Genomic DNA, 21,878 nt, shown 5'->3' on the forward strand with positions numbered 1-21,878 from the left:
CGATTCAGTCTCCAAGCGATATAACGTTTAGAAAAACCTTCACGTAACAAAGTATAAATCTGATATCTTTCTTCTTGGGTAAGATGAGTGTAGTTCATGATGCAACTTTGACTTTGGTCGGTCGGAAGCAAAATGCTAGCTCATCTTGCTTCCTTCCAATAATTTAATCTCTGTTGCACTTCATTTGAGAATCTAAGCCAATTAAAATGTCTATGTAATAAACCATTTAAAATGTCCTGTTTTTAACTGCAAGAGTCAAGAACAGGATTTAAATTCCTTTGTTCAATGATGGCTTTCTGAGCTTTACGACTCGGCATACTTTTCTTGAGACGGGAACGTTTATTCTGTTTTTCCAACTCTTCATGCTGTTGCTGGATATGGGCCAGAACCGAGCCTAATCTTTTATTCTCAACCACTGCATTTTGCTGCAGTCCAGCCAGTTTATTGAAGACGCTATAGTTGATCTTCCGTCCTTCATGCATGATGGCCACAGTGCCATCTGGATACTCCAGAAATGAAATGTATTGCCCAGCAAGCTTATGATTCAGTGCTGTTGGCTCAAGCATATAAATACACTTGTCATACGTGATGTTCAGGTTCTTTGTGACCTTACGCGGTTCCTGCCAGGTAAAAATATCATCCAGTTCAAGATCAGATTCGGTTAATGGTCGATGTAAATTCTTTGAGTTTCGTGCACATTTAGCGAACTTCTGATTGAAATGCTCAATAAAGCAGGGTAGCCAGGCGTTGGCTTCGGCAATCGAACTGATACCTTCGAGGCGCATTTCCTTGATCAGACGATCCTGAAGTGTCCTGTTAGCACGTTCCACACGACCTTTGGCCTGTGGTGAGTTGGCAAAGATAATATCAATGTTTAACTCATTCAGGATCCGGCCAAATCATTTCTGGAGTACCCGGATGGAACTATCGCCATCATGTATGAGGGACGGAAGATCAATTATAGCGTCTTCAATAAACTGGCTGGACTACGGCAAAATGCAGTGGTTGAGAATAAAAGATTAGGTTCGGTTCTGGCCCATATCCAGCAACAACATGAAGCATTGGAAAAACAGAATAAACGTTCCCGTCTCAAGAAAAGTATGCCGAGTCGTAAAGCTCAGAAAGCCATCATTGAACAAAGGAATTTAAATCCTGTTCTTGACTCTTGCAGTTAAAAACAGGACATTTTAAATGGTTTATTACATAGACATTTTAATTGGTGAATAACACCTAAAGGTTAAGGCCTACCCCACACAACAATATTTCAAAGCCCTTTTTCTAGACATCCCCTACAAAAAAACGTATAACACCGTTTTTCATTTAACAGGTGTCCGACGTTGAAACTTGTGCTTGCACCCATGGAAGGCTTAACAGACCCCATTATGCGCGATGTACTTACATCCGTAGGGAGCTTTGACTGGTGTGTAACCGAGTTTATTCGTGTCACCGATTCAGTGCTTCCCGATCATGTCTATCATAATTACTGCCCGGAATTATTAAACGGTGGCAAAACCGCAGCGGGTACACCTGTGCATGTACAGTTTTTGGGAAATAACCCGGAAATGCTGGCAGCCAATGCCATTCGTGCTGTGGAACTGGGAGCTCCTGCGATTGATATGAATTTCGGTTGTCCTGCAAAAACGGTTAACCGTCACCGCGGCGGTTCAGTGCTGCTGGATGAACCCGAAGTGGTACATCTCTTGGTCAAAGCCGTTCGAGATGCCGTACCCCGTCATATTCCAGTTTCAGCCAAAATGCGTTTGGGCTATATGGACCGTAACTATACACTGGAAAATGCGCACGCCATTGAAGATGCGGGTGCGGCTTGGGTCACTGTGCATGCCCGCACCAAAGCAGAAGGTTATACTCCACCGGCTTTCTGGGATCAATTGCAACCGATTCGTGAAGCATTGAACATTAATGTGATTGCCAATGGTGAAATCTGGACCAATGCAGATGCCAAACAATGTCAGCTTGAGTCTGGCTGTGAAGACCTGATGATTGGCCGGGCTGCTGTAACCACACCGGATATCACCCAATGTATCCGTCAAAATACTGATGAAGCCTTGATCACCTGGAATGAATTATTGGCTCTGCAAATTCGTTTCCTGAATGGCCCCTATAAAAAAGAAATTAATATGGTGGGACGTTATAAACAGTGGCTCGGCATGATGTCCAAGCATTATCCAGAAGCCAAAATGCTATGGGATGAAGTAAAACGCATCAAGCAACTGAACGAAATTATTGAAAAGTTGAATCAACTACAGCACTAAAAAATAAAAGCCTTTGCATATGCAAAGGCTTTTTTCGATCAAGTTCCCTGTTTACGCTGTTTTAAGTTTTCTACATGTAGGCGATTGGTTTTCCAGGATTTCTCTAAAACTTCTTTTTCAATCCGTAATTGAATCCGTTTCAATTTCATCGCAGGAATGACTTCCTCCTGAAAACCTTTAACATAATCAGTCCATGCCGCGCCACGAAATACATTACTTGGCATGGCAGTTTTAAATTCACTTTCTGGCATAAATACAATCACCGAATGCAAATGTTGCGGTTCAAGAATGTCGGAGAGCACCTCCTCGAGTACTTTCATGTGTTTATAGTTTTGATGCAATGGATTTTGAAATTTATAGCTCTTTTTATAAATTTTTTGCGTCCACATTTTTTGACGTTCACTGCCAAAAATCCAGCCGGTATAATTTTTGGTTTCAATCACAAAAATCCCAAAAGGACTTAAGAGAATATGATCAATTTGTGTCGTTCCTGCCTGTTCATCTGGCAAAGTGCAATCATTTAATAAAATGTAACGCGGGTCTTTTAAATAGAGTTTGACGTGTACAGCTATCGCGAGTTCCCCCACTTTACCTTTAATGAAGGGTTTAAAGGCTTTGAAAATCCCTATGGCAATAAAAGCAAGAATAATCCACCAAAAGCTTGACCCAAGTTGCGCAACTATCTGACTCAACATTTTATTGATCTTTGTTTTTAATAAGACTTTATAATTTAAACAATTTTCTCTAATTTTAACAGAATTTCTTTATTGTCCAGCCCACCGGCAAAACCGACCAGTTTACCGTTTGCACCTACCACACGATGACACGGCGCAATAATCGAGATGGGGTTTTTCCCGTTAGCAGCACCCACTGCACGTACCGCTTTGACGTTACCGACTTGTTCGGCAATATCACGGTAACTGCGGGTTTCGCCAAAGGGAATAGTCAGCAAGGCTTGCCAGACTTTCTGCTGAAATTCAGTGCCTTCAAAATCTAGAGGCAAATCAAATTGCTGCCGTTTTCCAGCAAAATATTCGCTTAACTGTTTTTGGGTTTCCAATAAAATTGGATGATGTGTTTGTTCAATCAGTTCGGCTAAACGTACCCGTTTGGGATTTTCATTTTCCCAAAGTACCGCCACCAAAGCCGTGTCATTGGCGACCAGTTTTAAGGTACCCACAGGAGAAGCCATTTCTATAAATGCCAGTTTCATTGTCTTCTCCTGTAGTGCATTAAATAAGCGATATAGTGAGGAAGAGTGGTTATAATGATGACAGTTTCATCAATACCAACCCAGAAATAATCAGTACCGCGGCGAGCATGCGCATGGCCGATGCAGGCTCACCCAAAATAAATACCCCGACCAGAAAAGAACCCACTGCACCAATCCCGGTCCAGATGGTATAGGCGGTACCCAGCGGCAAGGTTCGCATGGCATAGGCCAGTAAAGCAAAACTTAATACCATAAAAACCAGGGTAATGATACTCGGGGTGAGACGGGTGAAACCTTCTGAAAGTTTCATGGCATAGGCCCAGACAATTTCAAAAATACCCGCTAAAACTAGAACGATCCAAGCCATGACGACGATGCTCCATTTGATCAGAGTCAGGTCGTCCTGACGAATTTTCTTCGTGCAACAACCCATCTGGTTGCACCAAGGGAGGTCGTTCCTCCTGTCATTGATCGATAATTATATAAATAATTGAGGGAACTGGGTGCATGTTTTACATTTTTTGACCAATTGCTCACTTTAAAAGTGCACATAAAAATACGACTGGCCTCAACCAGTCGTATTTTTTGGAGCCATGAGTGGGATTAAAATTTAAAACGTATCCCTGCACCATACAGCCATTCCTGATCAGATGCTGATTCCGCTTGCCAAGCAGTCTGCTCACGCCCCTGTTTGTATCCATAGGCCACATCAATAAAAGGCATGACCTTTTTATTGATTTCATAACGGGCTTCCAGCCCCAATTGTGCGGTACTTAAACCGGTTTTTTGCGCATAGCTGGAGTCATCACTCAACACCACATTCAAGTCCAGATAAGGCTTAACAATCAGTTTTTGCGTCAGCAGCACATCGCGTTCGGTTTCCAGGCTCAAAGAAGCTTGATTATCCTGACCAATATAGAGATAGGCATTGGTTTCAACGAAATACGGTGCCAGCCCATGCACCCCAATCACGGCATCGACCTGATCCTGATCGACTTCCCGATTCTGGTCATTGCGATAGCGTAAACCGGCCTGTACATCCCAGAAATCGGCAACATTGCGACTGTACAACACTTTGGCATCATATTCCGCTTGCTCTGACTCAGCATCATCGGCATGCACTTTGATAAAAATCTTGTTTTCATCTGTCCCGATACGGGTTTCCAGCTCCGACTTTAAAACCCCTTCTCCATCGTTATTGCGTAGCCAGCGACTTTCAAGCGTGGTTTGCTGATAAATCTGCCCGCCATGCTCCTTGATATGCTCGGCAGATGCAGCATCATTCGAGCTCACATTTTCATCTTGAACAGCAATTACGGGTTTTGCTTTAACAGGTGTTTGGTCTGTCGTTGACACGACATGATGTTGTGAATGATCCACCGGTATTGCATTTTGTGCTGACGTCTGCACTTCCGCCATCGGCATGGTTTGATGAATTGGCTGTGCAAAACTTTGTCCAGATAACAATAAGCATGAGGCACTCAATGTGCTCATTACAAAGTGATTAATGATGCGCATGTGAGTCTCCTTGCTCAACTTGAGCTGGTGTAGCAGGTGAAGCGAGCGTTTTATTTCCGTCGACATTGGCCACCACCAGTTTGCTCATCATGCCCGATGACATGTGATAGAGCAGATGGCAATGAATTGCCCATTCTCCCAATTCGTCCGCGGTCAGTAATGCGGTTACCGTTTTACCCGGCGGCACAATCAGGGTGTGTTTATTCGGCATATTGGCGCTACTTTGCCCATTTTCCAGCTGCATAAACATGCCATGCAGATGCATCGGATGCGCCATCATGCTGTCATTGATAAATTTCAGGCGGATACGTTCGCCATATTTCACCTGTAGCGGTTTCACTTCGGTAAATTTCTTGCCATTGATGGTCCAGATATAACGCTCCATGTTGCCACCCAAGCGCACTTCCAGTTCACGCTCCGCAGGACGGGTATCGGGCTGTGGAGTGAGTGATTTCAAGTCGCCATATTGCAGCGCCTTATGCCCTGCCGGGGTTGAGGCATTGGCCCAGCCATAAACCACGGCTGCCTTATTATCTGAAGCGGATTGTGCTGTACGATGCGTTGCATGGCTTTGCTCGTGCTGCTGATCAGACTCAGGCTGTGCGGATGGCAGAGTCGCATGTTGCGAATGCTCCTGCATGGCTGCATGACTCATTTGAGTATGATTCATGGCCTGATGATCCATTGCAGCCATGTCATGTTTCATTGACGAATGATCCATCTTTGAATGATCCATTCCAGCCATGTTATGTTTCATTGATGAATGATCCATCATTTGATGTTTCATTGAGCCTGGACTATGTGAATCTGCACTGGCTGGATTTGTACCACTCTGACCATCATCCATCTGGGCATGGTTGGCATGATCACCGGATGTAGAACCGTGCCCCATATCTTCCATGGTCAGTAATGCACGTGGACGTGGTTTCGGCATGTGAATCGCATGCGTCACTGGAGAATTTTCATTATGCAATGTCCCAATGGCAAACCCACTGCGGTCAATCGACTCGGCTTCAATCTGATAATGATTGGCTTGCGGTTCCACAATCACATCATAGGTTTCTGCAGTGCCTATGCGAAATTCATCTACAGGTACCGGTTGCACGGGCTGGCCATCGGCACTGACCACTGTCATCTTCAAGTCTGGAATACGGACGTCATAAAAAGACATGGCTGAAGCATTGATAAAACGTAAACGGACTTTTTCATTTGGCTTGAACATGCCAGTCCAGTTTTGTTCTGGGGTTTTGCCATTGATCAAAAAGGTATAACCGGTGACATCGGACAGATCGGTTTTCAGCATTCGCATTTGATTCCACATGGAACGGTCTTGCCAAGTACTTTTGAATCCATCACGTTTGACTTGCTTCCAGACATCCGACAAAGTTTCACGCTGGTTTTGATAGTATTCAGCCGACTTTTTCAGGTTCTTCTGAATTTGGTCACTGCTGGACTGATGAAAATCGGACAGCATCACCACATAATCTCGATCAGCCTGTTCATGCGCTGTTAGCGGCTTGTTCCCTTTGGGATAAATCACCAGGGCGCCATATAAACCGTCCTGCTCCTGTCCTTTGGAATGCGCGTGATACCAGTAGGTGCCGTTTTGACGCACCTTGAAACGGTAGACAAAATCAGCTTGCGGTTTAATCCCTTTAAACTGGTTAAAACCCGGTACACCATCCATCAATCCTGGCAGCAATAAACCATGCCAATGAATGGAACTATCCTTGTTTTTCAGATTGTTATGCACATGAATAACGGCATCATCACCTTCTTCAAATTCCAGAAGAGGTGCAGGAAATTGACCATTTACGGTAATCCGTTTTAAGGGCTTGCCGGTCACATTGACCATCTGTTCATCAATGTTGAGATGATATTCCTTGACCGCGGCAAATGCCCACGATGATGAGACCAAACACACCCCGATCACGAGGCTTCGACTTAATTGAATAGACATAACTTTACCTATAATTTAAAAATAAAAAGTTTTTTTAAATCACGGTAAAGCTTTAGGGGGACGCAGGATTTTCTGCCAGAAACCGCTTAAATGCTGGGCAGAATAAGTAAAATTGGGCTGTGGATGTTCGGGAACAGGATTTAAATGGGCAAAACTCGGACTTTGCGCATCCAGCCAGCTGCCCAGACTTTGACAATGCAACTGTATGCAATCATTACAGCTGAAATGCTGCTGTTGATCGCTCATGCCCTGATGACAATCCAGATCATGGGACAGGTTTACCTGTTCGACAGGATGCTGCTGCATGTGCGGTTGAGTATTGACTGAATCATGGCAACCTGACATGGCCGTCATGGGCATTTTATCTTCATGCTGAATCGCCAATTCACTCATCATTTGCTGATGCATCGGCTGTTCAAATGCCAAGACAGCATTGCTCCACCCGATAGCAAAAACCATCAGGAACACAAACCAAGCCTGTTTGCGTAATGAAGTGAGCACAGTATTGTCCTTAGCCAATCTAGAATAAAAGATAAATCATGTTCTTTTGATTTCAGTCTAACACGATATCCGCGATACAAGTTATACACAATTTTTAAATTTACGCTAAACAGTGTCAAGTCCGGTTAAATAATGCCAACTTAAACAATAAAGTTATTTTTTAAACAGTTCTATTTTTAAGCATAGATGAATAAAGCATCATATTTTTTAATAGCTTAACAAGCTAAAAAAGGACTCAATTGAGTCCTTTTTATACATTTAATGTCTAATTATTAAACTATTGATCTACAATTGTTTATAAACTAATCAAGTTATCCATACAGTTATCTACACAGATATCCATATGGTTATCCATAAAGTTATCCACAACTTAGCAATAATTAATTGTAGATTATTAGAGATTAACTGAGCCTACTTTTGCCAGTTCCGAACGCATTTCATCAATGACAGCTTTATAATCCGGCTTGCCAAAAATGGCAGAACCGGCAACAAACATATCTGCCCCAGCTTCAGCAATTTCGCGAATATTGGCCGGTGTTACCCCACCATCCACTTCCAAACGAATGTCACGGCCAGAGGCATCAATGATCTTGCGTGCCTGACGAAGCTTCTCCAAAGTCATGGGAATAAATTTTTGACCGCCAAAGCCCGGGTTGACACTCATCAACAAAACCTGATCGACTTTGTCCAGCACATAGTCCAGGTAATGCAATGGCGTGGCCGGATTAAACACCAGGCCTGCTTTGGCACCACCAGATTTGATTAACTGTAAAGAACGGTCAATATGATCCGAAGCTTCCGGGTGAAAAGTAATAATGTCAGCACCCGCTTCCAGGAAATCGCCAATCATACGGTCTACTGGCGATACCATCAGATGCACGTCAATCGGTGCCTGAATCCCGTATTTTTTTAATGCCTTGCACACGCCTGCACCAAAAGTCAGGTTAGGGACATAGTGGTTATCCATCACATCAAAATGTACGACATCTGCACCTGCAGCAAGCACATTTTCAACTTCTTCACCTAAACGGGCAAAGTCGGCAGATAAAATGGAAGGTGCAATTAAATATGGCTTGGACATGGAGAGAACCTGGCTATGCATTTGAATTGATTTTTCACATTATAACAAATTGAACTTTGCTGCTGTGATTCAATCTACATCTGTTGCGATTTAATCGCATTCATTTTAAATCTGCAACGTTGCGTTGCATGATTTCACTTTCGCTATTTTTAAAATCTGCTATTTTGACCTAAGCGCATAAGGTAAATGAGAATGAAAAGTAATACACAAATTATCACGTCAGAAGCAGCCCGTATCGCCAAACGATTACTCAATCACTGGAAACATAAATTTGAAGTCTCTGAAACTGAGGAAGATTTCAGTATCTTTATGCCGGACGCGACTGTTAAGCTGACGCCACAATCAGCAGTATTGCTGGTTTCGATTGACAGTTCATTAGAAGACTTAAGCAGACTGGAAAAAGTGGTGCTGGACCATTTAAGCCGAATGGCACAGCAAGAATTCACTGCTATATGGCAGCATCAATAAGTAAGGGAGAATTAAATTCTCCCTTTTTTGAATTAATGATCAGGCTTCGAGTTGTACCGCATGGAATTGCAGATGGTCATCCATAAAGGTCTGAATAAAGTAATAACCGTGGTCATAGCCAGCATGTTCACGCAAGGTCAGTGACTGACCTGCTTCGGCACAGGCCTGTTTGAATAAGGCCGGATTCAGCTGGCTATAGAACTGATCCTTAGCTCCCTGATCAATCAGAATTTCCTGAAACAAAGCACCTTTGGACTGAACCAGAGCCGTTGCATCATGCTTTTTCCATTCGGCCTGATCGACACCTAAATAATTGGAAAAGGCTTTCTCGCCCCAAGGACATTGGCTCGGCGCACAAATCGGAGCAAAAGCGGATACCGATTTAAATTTTTCCGGGTATTTAAATGCCAGTGTCAGTGCACCATGTCCGCCCATGGAATGCCCGAAGATGCCTATCGCATCTGCTTGCATTGGAAAGCTTTGCGTCACGACAGCATAAAGTTCATCGGCAATAAAGCTTTCCATTTGATAATGCTCAGCCCACGGTGCCTGAGTGGCATTGATATAAAATCCGGCACCCTGACCGATGTCCCAGGAATCGCCTGCTGCCACCTGCTCGCCTCGGGGTGAGGTATCCGGACTAATCAGGATCAACCCCAGCTGGGCGGCTAAACGTTGCGCATGGGCTTTAATTGCAAAAGTTTCTTCAGTACAGGTCAAACCCGCCAGATAAAACAGGGCTGGACAGGGTTGGCCCGTTAAAGCCTGATGGGGCAAGAAAATTCCAAATTTTGCCTGTCCTTTTAAGCTCTTGGAATTAAAGGCATAAATTCTCTGTTCCCCATCAAAGCATCGATTCGCTTGGATTAATTCCATCGTTCTTTTCCTTATTGTGCTGCCACACTTAATGGTGGGGTTTCTATTTTCATATCTGTCTGGGTTGTAGCTGGAAATAAGCGTTGCTCGAGTTGCGGCAACATAAATTCCATATTCTTGCCAATCGACCATTGCGGTTCAGAGGCTTCAAATCCTTGTGCGGTTTCCCATTGTGCCACCGTTTTTTGGGTCTGCTCAAAAGCATCTTTGATAGACATCTGCTCGCGCATGGCCTGATCAAAAAAAGCCCGCCCAAAATAAGTATAATCCGCTTCATTCGAACAGCCAAAAGATGCCCGGTCAGCCGCAGATGCGGTAATGATTAAAGTATTATCATCCTGCAAAGCGGGAACAAAACTCCCTGAATAACAGGCGGAAATGACAATGACCCGCCAACGGATACCGGATTTATCCAGAGTTTCCTTAAGCCATTTAGGATCGACATCATTTAAATCGATCGGATCATTTTCCATTTCAAACTGATTCGGCAAACCATGTGAAGTCATGTATAAAAATAACACATCACTTTCTTTATTCATTTGCTGCCCGATACGGCGCAAGGCTATTTCCATACTGGTGCGCGAAGCAATCGGGATTTGAGTTCGGGTTTCAGGATTATTAATCAGCACCATGGAACGGCCAAAAGTTCCAAAACGGGTATCAAACTGTTCTTTAATCCGTTCAACTTCCGACTTAAAGACATCTTGATAACCTGCACCGGCAACGCCCAAAAAGTACCAGTGCGACTGGGCGAATTCACCATACTGGATCGATTCAATCGACTTGTTCAAGATACGGCTTTGGGCATAAAAAGCATCTTCAGCAAAAGTGGGTGGTGTCTCTTCAACCTTCCATATCGGTTGACTTTTCACCGACATTTGCCAGACCACAAGGGTAAAAAGTGTTGCAGCCACAATCAACGCCCGCTCCCACCACGGCCATTTCAGTTCACGTGAAAACACCCATACCACCGCCAGACTCTGCCAGACGAACAGCACCATGAAGATGGTCGGCAAATAGTCATAGAACAGGTAGGGCAAGACATCGATATAGCCCAGATACTGGATCAGGCTTTGCAATAAGGCGATATGGGTATCCAGTACCAGCCACAACAAGGCAGGCACCAGCATGAGACGAGGATTATTGATCCGCTGGGAAAGAAAAATACCGACGATGAGTGCAATAAAAGGCCACAACACATAACTGATCAGGCCTTGCGGGTTAAATTCCCCCATCTCCCCGGAACTTAACCAACTGAATAAACTGTTGGCACAGCCGCCTAAAATTCCCCAGAAAATCAGTTGCAGAATCGATGGACGAACAATTTGCAAAGATCGGCGCGAACCCAGAAAAAGCCACATCCCAGCAGTTTGGTTGCTTTTAAAATCATGCCAAAAATTGATGGAGGGTTTAAAGTCGATCATAAGATTTCAGGGTGGCTGTCGCTCGCGGATTTACAATCCAAGTTTATGCTTGATGGAATTTTTATCAATGCTGCTTTGGGACTATATAACAAATTAATGCACATTATTGAAGCAATTACCCAACTAGTCTAGAAGATCATGCTGAAAGTAGGCATCAAAACGACAGGTATCTCCCTGCCATTGATGATCCGGTTCCAGGTTGGCCAAATAGACAGCCAGACGTGGCCGCTTCACCACCACTCGTTTTGCCACTTGTTGCGCCAGAGTTAACAGGTGGTCGCCCAGATCCATTTCCCCATCTTCAGGCAAGAGCATATGGAGTAGCTGCATCTGCTTTTTCACTTGTGCCTGTTTTTTAATGGCTTGCTGGTTCTGGTCGCGCTGGGGAAACATCGGATCAAGATAAACCACATCCACCACCTGCTTCTGCTCAGCTTGCTGCCTTAAATAGTCGGCAGAATCAGAGAAAACCAGATGAATTCGTGCCACTACCGGACTGAGAAACGCATCATTTTGCGCATGGTTTTTGCTGTCTTCCAGCAAGGTAAACAAGATCGGATGCCGCTCAACCAAGGTGACGTCAGCTCCCAAATGTGCCATCAACAAACTGTCATGGCCTAAACCGGCAGTCGCATCAATTAATCTGGGCTTTTCACCCAGATTACACGCCCGTGCAATCATTTCGGATTTTAACGATGAGCGTTTTAAACGCGGCACTTCGGCTTGCCAGTCGGGCTGCATCTTCATGCCATTGGCACACAACCACAGTCCCGACGCATCTGCACATAAGGCCAGTTCAGGATTTAAACGCAAAAATCGGGCATTCAGCTTTTCAATAATTTCAAGCTTTACCCTGACTCCACGAGAAGAAAGCACAGCAGAATACTGCTGTGCTTTCTGTTGAAATTCCTGTTCTACAAATAAGCGGAGTTCGCTTACCATAATTTCCAGCCTGTAAATGCAAAAAGTAAGATTAAAAGACCGGAAGCAATGCGATACCAGGCAAAAACCATAAAATCACGTTTTGCCACATACGCCACTAAAACACGAATTAAAATCAAGGCCGAAACAAAGGAAACGATTAGACCGACAGCTAAAACGGTCCAGTCTTCCGTGGTCTGCATGACATCATAACTTTGATAAAGATCGAGCAGACCAGCACCGACAATCACCGGAATACCAAGAAAAAATGAAAATTCTGTGGCAGCCTTACGTGAAATACCCAGGAACATGGCACCAATAATGGTTGCCCCTGAACGTGATGTCCCCGGAATGAGAGACAGCACCTGAATTAAACCGATCCAGATTGCTTCTTTATAGCTGATGTTCTCGACTTCTTCGGCATTCACTTTAGGCGGATGCTTTTCAATCCACATAATAATGAAACCACCGACAATCAGGCCAATCGCCACGGCAATGTCATTAAACAGCAGATCTTTTACTGCCTGTCCGAAGGTCAGGCCAACCAGTACAATTGGAATAGAAGCCATGATCAGGCTAAAACCAAGATGACGACCTTTGGCCTCACCGGTAAACATGCCTGTCGCTGCGCCCCAGAGACGCGACCAGTATTCATAAATCACCGCTGCAATTGCACCCATTTGAATGGCGATCACAAATACATCGCTCTTTTCTTTGGTCCAGAAATTCATGAGTTCTGAAGCGAGAATTAAATGTCCGGTACTTGAAATTGGTAAAAATTCGGTAATACCTTCAACGATACCCATAATTGCCGCTTTCAGCAGCAGTAAAAGATCCATAGAAAACCCTGATTATGATTTGCCTTGTTCTGGAATTTTTTTCCAGGCATTGTCACGTAAATACACTGGTAATGCCTGTTCAGCACTCACCCAATGCTTTTGCTCCGCATGCGCGCGTGCAATGGTCGCAATATCTTGCGCCGTTGCACTTAAGTCTTTGTATTGTATTTGTTCAGGCTTAATTAAAGCTGAACCCGAACCGACCAGTTTAAATTTGACGGCCTGACCGGCAGCACTATAATTTAACAGTTGCTCTGTATCCACAGCCTGCATAATGCCCTGCTGATCCAGCTGAAAACTCGCAATATAGACTTCATTCATACGCGCATCCAGCACTGCAGTCACTGCGGTTAAACCCGCCAGACGATATGCTGCCTGTGCCAGGGCTTGTAAGGTTGAAACAGGAACAACTGGCAGATCATTGGCCCATGCCAGGGCCTGAGTCACGGCCGCATTAATACGTACCCCGCTAAATGAACCGGGACCACGGCTAAATGCAATTGCAGTTAAGTCAGCAGCAGACAATCCAAGCTGGGTAAAAGCCTGTTCGATCATTGGGAGAATCGTTTGCGTTTGTGCTTTTGCTCGCGCATCTAATTGAAAAAATAATTCTTGAGTGTCATCTACAATAGAAACGGAACACTGCTCATTGGCAGTTTCCAATGCCAGCAACTTCATGCACAACCTTAATTCATTTAAATATAAAAAACGTCGGATATCATACTCCACTCATGCGTGCGAGGCGAGATTTTCCATCTGCAGGATACAAAAAAGCCAAGCTCTGGCCTGGCTGAATATTTCGTCTCAAATTATAGTTCAACTGACTCTAAATGCTGAAAATTCTTGAAATGTTCCGCGTAGTGCAAGGCACTCATTTTTAATTTGGCTTCAGCCGCTTCATCCAGCGTTTTGACGATTTTCCCCGGCGAACCCATCACCACAGAATTGTCCGGAATGACTTTACCTTCAGGAATTAAGGCATTGGCGCCAATGATGCAGTTTTTACCGATGACAGCATGATTTAAAATCACGCTGTTAATGCCAATCAGCGTGTTATCGCCAACGGTACAGCCATGCAGCATCGCTTGATGCCCAATCGTCACATAACTGCCAATATGCATTTCAATTCCTGCATCGGTATGTAAAACGGCATTTTCCTGCACATTGGTAAAATCCCCCAGTTTGATCTTGCTGTTATCGCCCCGGATGACCGCACCAAACCAGACACTGACCTGCTTGCCCATTTCTACCTGGCCAATGACGGTCGCATTATCCGCAACCCAGCCATCCCAAGGTTGATGTGTTGCTTGAGGTGTATATCCCTTAAATTTATAGATCATGGGGTGAAGTTCCTTATTTACCGTATTTAATCTTGTTGCTATGAAAAGCGGGCGAATTTAATAAAAATGGCCATTCCTTTTGATAATCCAAACCATACTGAAACAGGGATACCAGCATCCGTGCAGTCAAGCCCCAGACAATTTCATTCTCCACGCGCATGCTGGGAAAATACAAAGACTGATGTGCATAACGTACTTCGTAGGGAATTGGCGGTGCATTCATTAAACTATGGAGTGATGCAAAAAATATTCGATCAATTTCAGCAGGTTGAGGAGTCAGCTGCACTTCAGGCGGAATCAGTCCAACCACAGGTTTGACCAGCATGCCATTGCGGGCTTTTTGCATGGGCAAATCGCCAATCAGTTGCACATCAAAGGGATTCAGCGCGGTTTCTTCATAGGCTTCGCGCAAAGCCACCACAATATTACTGGTATCTTGCGGATCTCTTTTGCCGCCCGGAAAAGAAACCTCCCCGGCATGATTGGACAAATATAAAGAACGGCGCGTAAGCAAAACCTTGGGATCGGACTCATCGGTAATGGCAATTAGTACAGCAGCCTGAGCCGGCTTTACTCGTGTAGAAAAGCGTAACCTGTGCTGTAATAATTGTATTAATGAGTAGTCATCCATGGGCTACTGCTCCTGCTTCTTGCTTTATTTCATCATAGCTGAATTTTTATTCCAAAGGATAGAAATGATGCCAAAGTTGGATTTTTCAGTTATGCTGATCAACACCTTGATCATTGACGATGAATATGAATTTCTGTGTAATTTGCGGACATAAAACAACGGAAAAAATTCCACTCGGCGACCATCAATTACGCCGTGTTTGTACAGATTGCGGCAATATTCATTACGTCAATCCCAAAGTCATTTGCGGTGCACTCGTGCTTTGGGAAAATAAGGTTTTGCTGTGCCGCCGTGCCATTGAGCCCCGTTATGGCTTATGGACCCTGCCTGCAGGTTACATGGAGCTGTTTGAAACCATGGAACAAGGCGCTGCCAGAGAAACTCGGGAAGAAGCCGAAGCTGAAGTTGAAATCGAACAGCTCTACTGTATGTACAACATCCCCCGAATTGGACAAATTTATGTTCTGTTCAAGGCCAATCTCGTCAATGGCGTATTCGGTGCCGGTGAGGAAACCATTGAATCCCGTCTATTTGAAGAACATGAAATTCCCTGGTCTGAACTGGCTTTTCCTAGCGTAGAACGAACCTTAAGACATTATTTTGAAGACCGTAAAACCGCTTCCTTCACTATGCATTTAGAAACCTTAGGTACCCGTTTGGATCATACCGGTTAAGGATGCGATAAATTTGCAATTCAATAAAAAGCCCATCATGTGATGGGCTTTTTATATTGTTCAATTTATTTAATTTTGACCGTATAACATGGAGCTAAAGCAAAAGTTAATGTACCTCCGATTAATTTTGCAATTTCCTTGTCTTGTGAAGTATGTGTGGAATTATTCGCATTATAAACTTTTTGGAAACTTGATAATGTACTTGCCCATTTTACTTCCTCTACTTCAGAATCTTTAAATGTGACATCTGCTTTACCCGAAGTAAGATTTAAAAGATTAGTTACATTCAGTAATGCCCCACCCACCACAATACTTTCTCCAGTGCTGGAAGTCTTGATGTTAGTATTCATTCCGACTAAAGCACCGTCTACTTTTTTCAAGTTTGCATTTGCCAATACCATACGTAAAGAAATATTTTTATCATTGGTAAAAGCACGAGAAACTGTACCAATACGGTATTGTTGAACTCCGTTCTGGTCTATATAGGTGGATGAGTTAAAGCCTGTGGCCTCACAAGCGGTTTTTCCTGAAGGTAATTCCGTATCCAAAGCAGTACTCATATCATTTTCAGTAGATCCAGGTTTCATATTGGTTCGAATGTTACCCTTTTCATCAATGACTATTCCTAGTACAACGTTATTCACACTGGTATCGGTAAATTTAAAGGTCAGATTTGCATACATCGGGAAAATATAAGCTTCGCCAGATTTCGCATTATTAACGGATTTAAAGACCCTTTTATCTAGATAAGTAATAGGAAAGGTTTTATATAAATCGAGTGTACCCTTAAAATTTTCGCTGCCAATGGTCTGCGTCCATAGACCAAAATCCAGCTTATCCGCTGCAGTGACTTCTGTTTTTCCGGTAAGCAACTTATAGAATTGTTCTTTGCCGGCAATCATATAATCATTATATAAAGTGCCCTGATAAATACTTAAAGGTGTAATGACTTGATCGACCTGAAAATCAAAATTTCGATCGATTTTCTTCGTCACCGGGTTAATCCAATGATCTTGTGCATTCGCAGTCATCCGAATAGGTCGGGTGGTGGTCAGCAATTTGGTATTTAATCCACCTACCGTCGAAGTATCACTGACTCCTGGACCACGCCATTGCATACCACTGCCAAAGGTATAACCGTCACGGTCTGTAATCAACATGAAATGTCCAAAGAGATGCTGCGTTGAACTATCCTGCGTATTACACGTCTCTTTATTACAACCGACCAAACCATCTGAACCGCTTAAACTGCTAACTACTCCAGAGGTTGAGAATAGTGAAAATTCAGGTTGATATACTCCCGCATTCGAAATATTCATCAACATGCTGACAGTCGAAAATGCCTGCTCATTGGTTATATTTGAAATATTGAGCCAAGGTTTGATCAGTAATTCAAAGTCTGCATCTGCGGTATTTACAAAAGCATCTTGAGAAATTGACTGGCTAATTCTCTCCAGATCTACACGCATTTGATCAGTAATATATAAAGCTTGAATATCGGTCGGATCAGCAATTCCACCGTTTTGCAGCGCAAGTGCCTGTAATATTTTTGCCAAACGCATAGCTACTTTCACAGTGCTATCATTGGCATCCAGAGACCTAGCCGGTGTATTGGTCATACCCGAGGCAATGTCTAAAATAGTCAAGCGAGGTAATTGCGAGGTACTGACCTTGGCAATTTTATTGAGGTCTAGCGTTCCCAAATTAATTTGCTTATCTTTTTCCCCCTTAATGAAGAAGGTAATTTTATCACCGACCTTACATGCCCCTGTTGCTGCCCCGTCTTTTGCATCAAAAGTGGTCACGAAGCTATTTTTGGTATCACTACTACAGGTAAAATTTAATCCACTTAATGGATAATCCAGTGCAAATCCAAGACATCCCGTAGAACCAATCGTACACGTTCCATTCGTTGTACTACCTTCATAAACTTCAGGAATAACATTGGCACTTTCGCCACCACAACCACTTAAAGCCGCCATCAAGGTGGTGAGGGTAAACGGGAGTAAATACTTATTTTTCATCCTAATTCTCTTCTTATATCCTTAGCGAATTGCTATCAATTTTAATTGACCCTTATTGGTAAGTGCTTTGTTATCTACATCTATCGCACTGGCTAAAGGGGTTAATAACATATATTGGGTTGTGGAAGGAATATGAACGATTCCTTCAATTTTTTCATGCGAGGTAAAAGAAGCTGTAGCCTCATGATTCTTAAAGCCTCCAGCACCTTCCAGCACACACCCATGGGTATCCAGAAAAACCACAAATGGCCAATAAAAGGTCGGATTTTGTTGTCGTGAGGCATAAGAACTAATCTGAACATTCTGAATGGCATTGGAAACTTTCACAATTTCAAAATCAAATTGTTCTTTTAAGGGTGCCCGCGGCCAAACATTGACTTCTTTATCCAAACTGACAGTTTTGGCATTTTTAATTTTTTTATCCTGAATACATTGTTGACCTAAACTTGCAACAACATCCGCCTGGGAAACCCGATAATAGCTGGATGACAATGTAATGGGACCACTATCCTGTTTTTGATTCTTTTTGAAAAAGGATTGCAGCAGGGATTTGCTTACCCCTTTTTCACGTTCAACCATTTGTAAACGTGTCGCTCCATGCTTGGTATCAATGATGCCTTCGGGCATAGCATAAAAACGCTTCTTTCCTTCCAGATTAAATTCTTTGTCTTCCAGGTATTCATTTTTTATATATTGCGTACCATCAATCGTTACATAATTTTCCGTATTTTTAATTTCTTTTGGTTCTTGAGCAGGAGGCATGCTCGCCAGAGGTGTAGCTTCTTCCATTTTTTTAGACTGGGAGGAAGGCTGGGATACTACTTTTTCCTTTTTCTCGGCTTTAGGCGCTACATAAGTGCTTTGCGGTATTTTAGCTGCATCGGCATGGGTAGAAACTTTTGTTGGGGCCTTTTGAACTACTGTTTTATCTTCCTCTTTTATTTGCGATGATGTTGAAATTTGAGTTGCAGCGGCCTTAACTTCAGGCTGACTATTCGGGGAATGGGATTGAGTTTCTTGAACTCTCATCTCTATTGAGGAAGATTTACTCACTTCTGCTGATTGATTTTTAGGCGGAAATTTTTGCTGCACGATCATCGGCCGGCCATCTGGTCCAATAATCGTGTAAAACTCGCCCGCATATGAAAAAGACACTTGCACTATACAAAGTGCAAGTACCGATTTCACCAATGAATTCCCTTTCATTTTTTTCAATTCGCTTACCATCTTGTTCTATAGTTCAATCCTAAAATCGTAATCTTGGTATCTGTTTTTACGTTTAAACCTGCATATGGATTTAATAAAAGATTATTTACCCCTGTCTGGTTTGCTAAACTACTTGTATTTGCAGGAATATTGTCTTTACTACGCAGAAAGCCAATCGATAAATCTAAATCAGTATCTGCATCAAAACGATAACCTACCCCAAGACCAAACAATTGTGCATTGTTAATCGGCACCATGGTATTTCGCTTATTATCAGGAATTGCACTGGTACGTGGTTCATAGCCAGCACGTAATTTCAAACGATCCGTTGCGGAATATTCCAGACCAATACCAAAATTCCAAGGTGAAGTAAATTCCAGCGGTAATGCGAGAGAACTATCACTCACGTTTTCAGAAAGCAACTTAGCAATTTTTAGAGCAGAAATTTGTCGGTCAAATTCAAATCTAAACTTGTCCCAGGCTTTATAGTCCGTCCAGCCTACATCAAAGTTGACTTGTAAATCGGGTAAAAGCTTATATTTTATCCCTGCTTGAAAATGGGCTGGGTATTCAAAATCCATTGAAACCAGACCTGACTCACTTGCAGGAATATTATTAGGAAAGCCCAAAATTGCAGCAAGAATTTGACCTGTAGGAGATGACATTAAACCATTGATCAGCTCACGTGGCGCGTTTGCGTTATCAATATGGTATTTACCTTTCAAACGCATTTTTGCAGCACTTTGATATACCATACCAAAGCTAAAATCGTCAGTTGGCTCCCACAGCACACCAAGGTTATAACTTGGGCTAAGTGATTGCTCCAAAGCAAGTTGCATTTGCCCAAACCGGCCAAATGGATTCATGCCTTCTTGGGCATTACATATGCCTAACAACAGAATGTCGGTAATAATATCCGAATTTTCTTTAAAAGGTGTACAAACGACTTCATCAATCATTCGCAACATACCAATTAATTCATTAGGAAAACGCAAATCCGTTTTTAAACCAATGGCCTGGTATGACATACCCACAGAAGCGCCGACGGATAACTCATCATTCACTTCATAGGCTATAGAAGGAGATAAATAGGTAATCCTTTCCAGAGCAACCTGTTGCCCCATATAATTCGCAGGATTGCCATTTTCCGCACCAAAACCGGCAACCAAAGGTGCATACATTGCCGTTGCAAAAGTTGTTTTTGAACCGGGTGGATTGTAAGCAATCCCTGCTGTAGGTGCGGCCATGGGCAGACCCTCACCCAGATCCACCATTTTTTTTAGTACCGGGACGTATAGACTGACGTATTCGACATCCCCATTTATGGTACCTTTAAAGTCTGTACATAAATCGGAAGAAACCTCTGGTCCGTCATTACACACCATCGGGTCATCTGAATAGCCAAATACGTTATATCCTGCAGGGACTTCGAACTCTCTTTTGATATCAAAGTTAGCCAGAATACCCTGAACATCGGTTTGCAGACCTTCAATTTTGGTCAAGGCTGCCGGGTTAAAATGAATAGCACTAATGCCAGGAGGGTCTGCAGTAACTGCATTCCCCATACTCAATGATCTGACATCAACCGATAAGTTGGTCCCTAATTGAGCAAAAGTTGCACTTGAACAGCCCGAGACGATAATTGCTGCGGCTAACGGGCGAAGTCGAATCTTGTACATACGACTGCCCTCTTAGCGAAGTTTCTTACCGAAACCTAAAATATCAAGTGGGAATGACAAACCTAACGATACATCTGGTGCATCTTCTGTTAAGCCTATGCCCACAGTTCCGTTAACAATGGTCTCTGGTGAAACACGTACACCGAGTGAAATTGCTAAAGTAGAACTGGTCTGATCAGCCGGAGAATAGCTTTCACCCGAACTATAAGTAAATTCTGAACCGGTATTAAAGCTTTGCTGGTATGACATGGTCATAGACACATCATAGTTAAATGAATAAGCAAAACCTAAGGCAAAACCCCCACTAATCCCAGGCTCAAACTCTTCCAGTACCCGTATACCACGGCGCTGATTTAAACCAGTTTCTTTAAAGCCATAGTTTGCAGATACAGAAGCAAACAAAACTACTGGATCGATATATTTACGTGTACTCGCACCAATCCCTGCAGAGTAATAACCTTTACCCGTTGCTAAATCATCTGTGGCATTCACTTCATAAGGGCTATCGCCCGTTTTAGTAGAAATATTACCGAATAAGATTAGTGGTAGCCTGCCAGCTTTTAGTGGGAACGGTTCCCAACGTGCACCAAAGGAAATATCGCCTAGACCTGCTGCAGAGGTATCTTTTAATAAATCTGTTTTAGCGACTAAAGGTAGTGAAGCAGTGAAAGTCAAATTATCTAAAATGCCATACTGCGCTGTAAACGTATTGGTAACAGAGTGAGTTGCATTTTCTTGAACACGAAGTTGATACAGTTGACCGCTCGCCATTTCAGCATCAATCTGTGTATCACGATAATAGGTATAATCAATATCATAATAAGATGAAATTTCACCTTTTTTAATTAATGAATATTGTCTTTCATTTGAAGTGAAAACTTCTTGCAGGTTTGCTTCTTTACTTGCATCCCCTTCTTGCTGCTGCAAGGCAGAAGAAGCTTGTTCATTTGCATTAACAGGTTGTGGCTGCGCTACTGTACTACTATCGGCAGATGGGGTTGCTGTCGACTCATCCACTTGTTCATCAACTGCCTCATACTCACCGAGTGCTGACTGTTCTCCTGCATCTACCGCTGCTACTGCTTGCACATCTGTAGACTGTGATGCTGTAGATTCAACTGCAGTTTCCTGTTGATCTACAACCTCATATTCTCCAAGTGCAGGTTCCTCTGCGGCATATGCCACCCCTATTGCCATTTGAACACTCAAAGCCAATAAAGTTTTGTTCATCCATTTACGATTCATATTCC

The 21,878-nt window shown here is 43.1% G+C and carries 22 protein-coding genes and 2 pseudogenes; 4 read left to right on the forward strand and 20 right to left on the reverse strand.

What is annotated here, in order from left to right; translation table 11 throughout:
* A partial coding sequence (locus E0H88_RS16295; protein WP_139841367.1) for a helix-turn-helix domain-containing protein occupies nucleotides 1-98 on the reverse strand: 98 nt, incomplete at its 3' end.
* A 144-nt stretch (nucleotides 99-242) separates the two neighbouring features.
* A pseudogene (locus E0H88_RS14205) lies at nucleotides 243-899 on the reverse strand (transposase family protein); the annotation flags it as partial.
* Between E0H88_RS14205 and E0H88_RS14210 the strand changes: the two are divergent.
* Both E0H88_RS14210 and E0H88_RS14215 read left to right on the forward strand, forming a co-directional pair.
* Nucleotides 900-1,175, forward strand: a pseudogene (locus E0H88_RS14210) (ISNCY family transposase); the annotation flags it as partial. It abuts the pseudogene before it with no gap.
* 162 nt (nucleotides 1,176-1,337) lie between these two features.
* The gene (locus E0H88_RS14215; RefSeq protein WP_213074932.1) at nucleotides 1,338-2,273 is read left to right on the forward strand and encodes a tRNA dihydrouridine synthase; all 936 of its coding nucleotides are present in this window, start codon (nucleotides 1,338-1,340) and stop codon (nucleotides 2,271-2,273) included.
* 38 nt (nucleotides 2,274-2,311) lie between these two features.
* Here E0H88_RS14215 and E0H88_RS14220 read toward each other — a convergent pair whose 3' ends face one another.
* From E0H88_RS14220 to rpe, 7 genes are all read right to left on the reverse strand, one after another.
* Entirely contained in the window at nucleotides 2,312-2,968 is a 657-nt protein-coding gene (locus E0H88_RS14220) for a nuclease-related domain-containing protein (RefSeq protein WP_131274655.1), read from the reverse strand.
* Nucleotides 2,969-3,003: 35 nt separating this feature from the next.
* Complete coding sequence (locus E0H88_RS14225; RefSeq protein ID WP_131274656.1) at nucleotides 3,004-3,486, reverse strand: methylated-DNA--[protein]-cysteine S-methyltransferase; 483 nt, start codon at nucleotides 3,484-3,486, stop codon at nucleotides 3,004-3,006.
* Nucleotides 3,487-3,535: 49 nt separating this feature from the next.
* Nucleotides 3,536-3,853: a quaternary ammonium compound efflux SMR transporter SugE gene (gene sugE / locus E0H88_RS14230; RefSeq protein WP_131274699.1), complete on the reverse strand. Its 318-nt coding sequence runs from the start codon at nucleotides 3,851-3,853 to the stop codon at nucleotides 3,536-3,538.
* Between the two features lie 236 nt (nucleotides 3,854-4,089).
* Nucleotides 4,090-5,004 (reverse strand): copper resistance protein B, encoded by a 915-nt coding sequence (locus E0H88_RS14235; RefSeq protein WP_131274657.1) that lies wholly within the window; start codon nucleotides 5,002-5,004, stop codon nucleotides 4,090-4,092.
* A complete protein-coding gene (locus tag E0H88_RS14240) occupies nucleotides 4,991-6,964 on the reverse strand; it encodes a multicopper oxidase domain-containing protein (RefSeq protein ID WP_131274658.1) in 1,974 nt (657 codons plus the stop codon). The genes E0H88_RS14235 and E0H88_RS14240 overlap by 14 nt, the downstream gene beginning before the upstream one ends.
* A 39-nt stretch (nucleotides 6,965-7,003) precedes the next feature.
* Nucleotides 7,004-7,465 carry a hypothetical protein gene (locus E0H88_RS14245; RefSeq protein WP_092818913.1) on the reverse strand — a complete coding sequence of 154 codons (462 nt, stop codon included), beginning with the start codon at nucleotides 7,463-7,465 and terminating at the stop codon, nucleotides 7,004-7,006.
* 394 nt (nucleotides 7,466-7,859) lie between these two features.
* Entirely contained in the window at nucleotides 7,860-8,546 is a 687-nt protein-coding gene (gene rpe, locus E0H88_RS14250; RefSeq protein WP_131274659.1) for a ribulose-phosphate 3-epimerase, read from the reverse strand.
* Nucleotides 8,547-8,738: 192 nt separating this feature from the next.
* Here rpe and E0H88_RS14255 point away from each other — a divergent pair, with 192 nt between their 5' ends.
* Nucleotides 8,739-9,014, forward strand: a complete 276-nt coding sequence (locus tag E0H88_RS14255; protein ID WP_131274660.1) for a DUF2218 domain-containing protein — start codon at nucleotides 8,739-8,741, stop codon at nucleotides 9,012-9,014.
* Between the two features lie 39 nt (nucleotides 9,015-9,053).
* Here E0H88_RS14255 and fghA read toward each other — a convergent pair whose 3' ends face one another.
* The 7 genes from fghA to E0H88_RS14290 all read right to left on the reverse strand — a co-directional run bounded on the left by fghA (nucleotide 9,054) and on the right by E0H88_RS14290 (nucleotide 15,045).
* Nucleotides 9,054-9,890: an S-formylglutathione hydrolase gene (fghA, locus tag E0H88_RS14260; protein WP_131274661.1), complete on the reverse strand. Its 837-nt coding sequence runs from the start codon at nucleotides 9,888-9,890 to the stop codon at nucleotides 9,054-9,056.
* 11 nt (nucleotides 9,891-9,901) lie between these two features.
* Nucleotides 9,902-11,314 (reverse strand): C13 family peptidase, encoded by a 1,413-nt coding sequence (locus tag E0H88_RS14265; protein ID WP_131274662.1) that lies wholly within the window; start codon nucleotides 11,312-11,314, stop codon nucleotides 9,902-9,904.
* A 123-nt stretch (nucleotides 11,315-11,437) separates the two neighbouring features.
* Nucleotides 11,438-12,256, reverse strand: coding sequence for a class I SAM-dependent methyltransferase (locus tag E0H88_RS14270; RefSeq protein ID WP_131274663.1), 819 nt, complete (start codon nucleotides 12,254-12,256; stop codon nucleotides 11,438-11,440).
* The gene (locus E0H88_RS14275; protein ID WP_131274664.1) at nucleotides 12,250-13,074 is read right to left on the reverse strand and encodes an undecaprenyl-diphosphate phosphatase; all 825 of its coding nucleotides are present in this window, start codon (nucleotides 13,072-13,074) and stop codon (nucleotides 12,250-12,252) included. The genes E0H88_RS14270 and E0H88_RS14275 overlap by 7 nt, the downstream gene beginning before the upstream one ends.
* 12 nt (nucleotides 13,075-13,086) lie before the next feature.
* Complete coding sequence (gene tsaB / locus E0H88_RS14280) at nucleotides 13,087-13,752, reverse strand: tRNA (adenosine(37)-N6)-threonylcarbamoyltransferase complex dimerization subunit type 1 TsaB (RefSeq protein WP_131274665.1); 666 nt, start codon at nucleotides 13,750-13,752, stop codon at nucleotides 13,087-13,089.
* 131 nt (nucleotides 13,753-13,883) lie between these two features.
* A complete protein-coding gene (locus tag E0H88_RS14285) occupies nucleotides 13,884-14,414 on the reverse strand; it encodes a gamma carbonic anhydrase family protein (RefSeq protein ID WP_131274668.1) in 531 nt (176 codons plus the stop codon).
* 13 nt (nucleotides 14,415-14,427) lie between these two features.
* Nucleotides 14,428-15,045: an NUDIX hydrolase gene (locus E0H88_RS14290; protein ID WP_131274671.1), complete on the reverse strand. Its 618-nt coding sequence runs from the start codon at nucleotides 15,043-15,045 to the stop codon at nucleotides 14,428-14,430.
* A gap of 125 nt (nucleotides 15,046-15,170) precedes the next feature.
* Here E0H88_RS14290 and E0H88_RS14295 point away from each other — a divergent pair, with 125 nt between their 5' ends.
* Nucleotides 15,171-15,719 carry an NUDIX hydrolase gene (locus E0H88_RS14295; RefSeq protein ID WP_131274701.1) on the forward strand — a complete coding sequence of 183 codons (549 nt, stop codon included), beginning with the start codon at nucleotides 15,171-15,173 and terminating at the stop codon, nucleotides 15,717-15,719.
* Between the two features lie 65 nt (nucleotides 15,720-15,784).
* Here E0H88_RS14295 and filF read toward each other — a convergent pair whose 3' ends face one another.
* The 4 genes from filF to filC are packed head-to-tail and all read right to left on the reverse strand — an operon-like array spanning nucleotide 15,785 to nucleotide 21,873.
* On the reverse strand, nucleotides 15,785-17,743 hold the full coding sequence (gene filF / locus E0H88_RS14300) for a putative pilus system protein FilF (RefSeq protein WP_131274673.1): 1,959 nt from the start codon (nucleotides 17,741-17,743) through the stop codon (nucleotides 15,785-15,787).
* Nucleotides 17,744-17,764: 21 nt separating this feature from the next.
* Complete coding sequence (filE, locus tag E0H88_RS14305) at nucleotides 17,765-18,931, reverse strand: putative pilus assembly protein FilE (protein WP_252152031.1); 1,167 nt, start codon at nucleotides 18,929-18,931, stop codon at nucleotides 17,765-17,767.
* A gap of 32 nt (nucleotides 18,932-18,963) precedes the next feature.
* On the reverse strand, nucleotides 18,964-20,628 hold the full coding sequence (gene filD / locus E0H88_RS14310) for a putative pilus system OmpP1/FadL family transporter FilD (RefSeq protein ID WP_131274676.1): 1,665 nt from the start codon (nucleotides 20,626-20,628) through the stop codon (nucleotides 18,964-18,966).
* A 12-nt stretch (nucleotides 20,629-20,640) separates the two neighbouring features.
* Complete coding sequence (gene filC / locus E0H88_RS14315) at nucleotides 20,641-21,873, reverse strand: putative pilus system protein FilC (RefSeq protein ID WP_171458703.1); 1,233 nt, start codon at nucleotides 21,871-21,873, stop codon at nucleotides 20,641-20,643.
* Nucleotides 21,874-21,878: the final 5 nt, after the last annotated feature.

Origin of the sequence: Acinetobacter sp. ANC 4216 (genome assembly GCF_004331195.1) — a bacterium.
Classification (GTDB): Bacteria; Pseudomonadota; Gammaproteobacteria; order Pseudomonadales; family Moraxellaceae; genus Acinetobacter; species Acinetobacter kookii.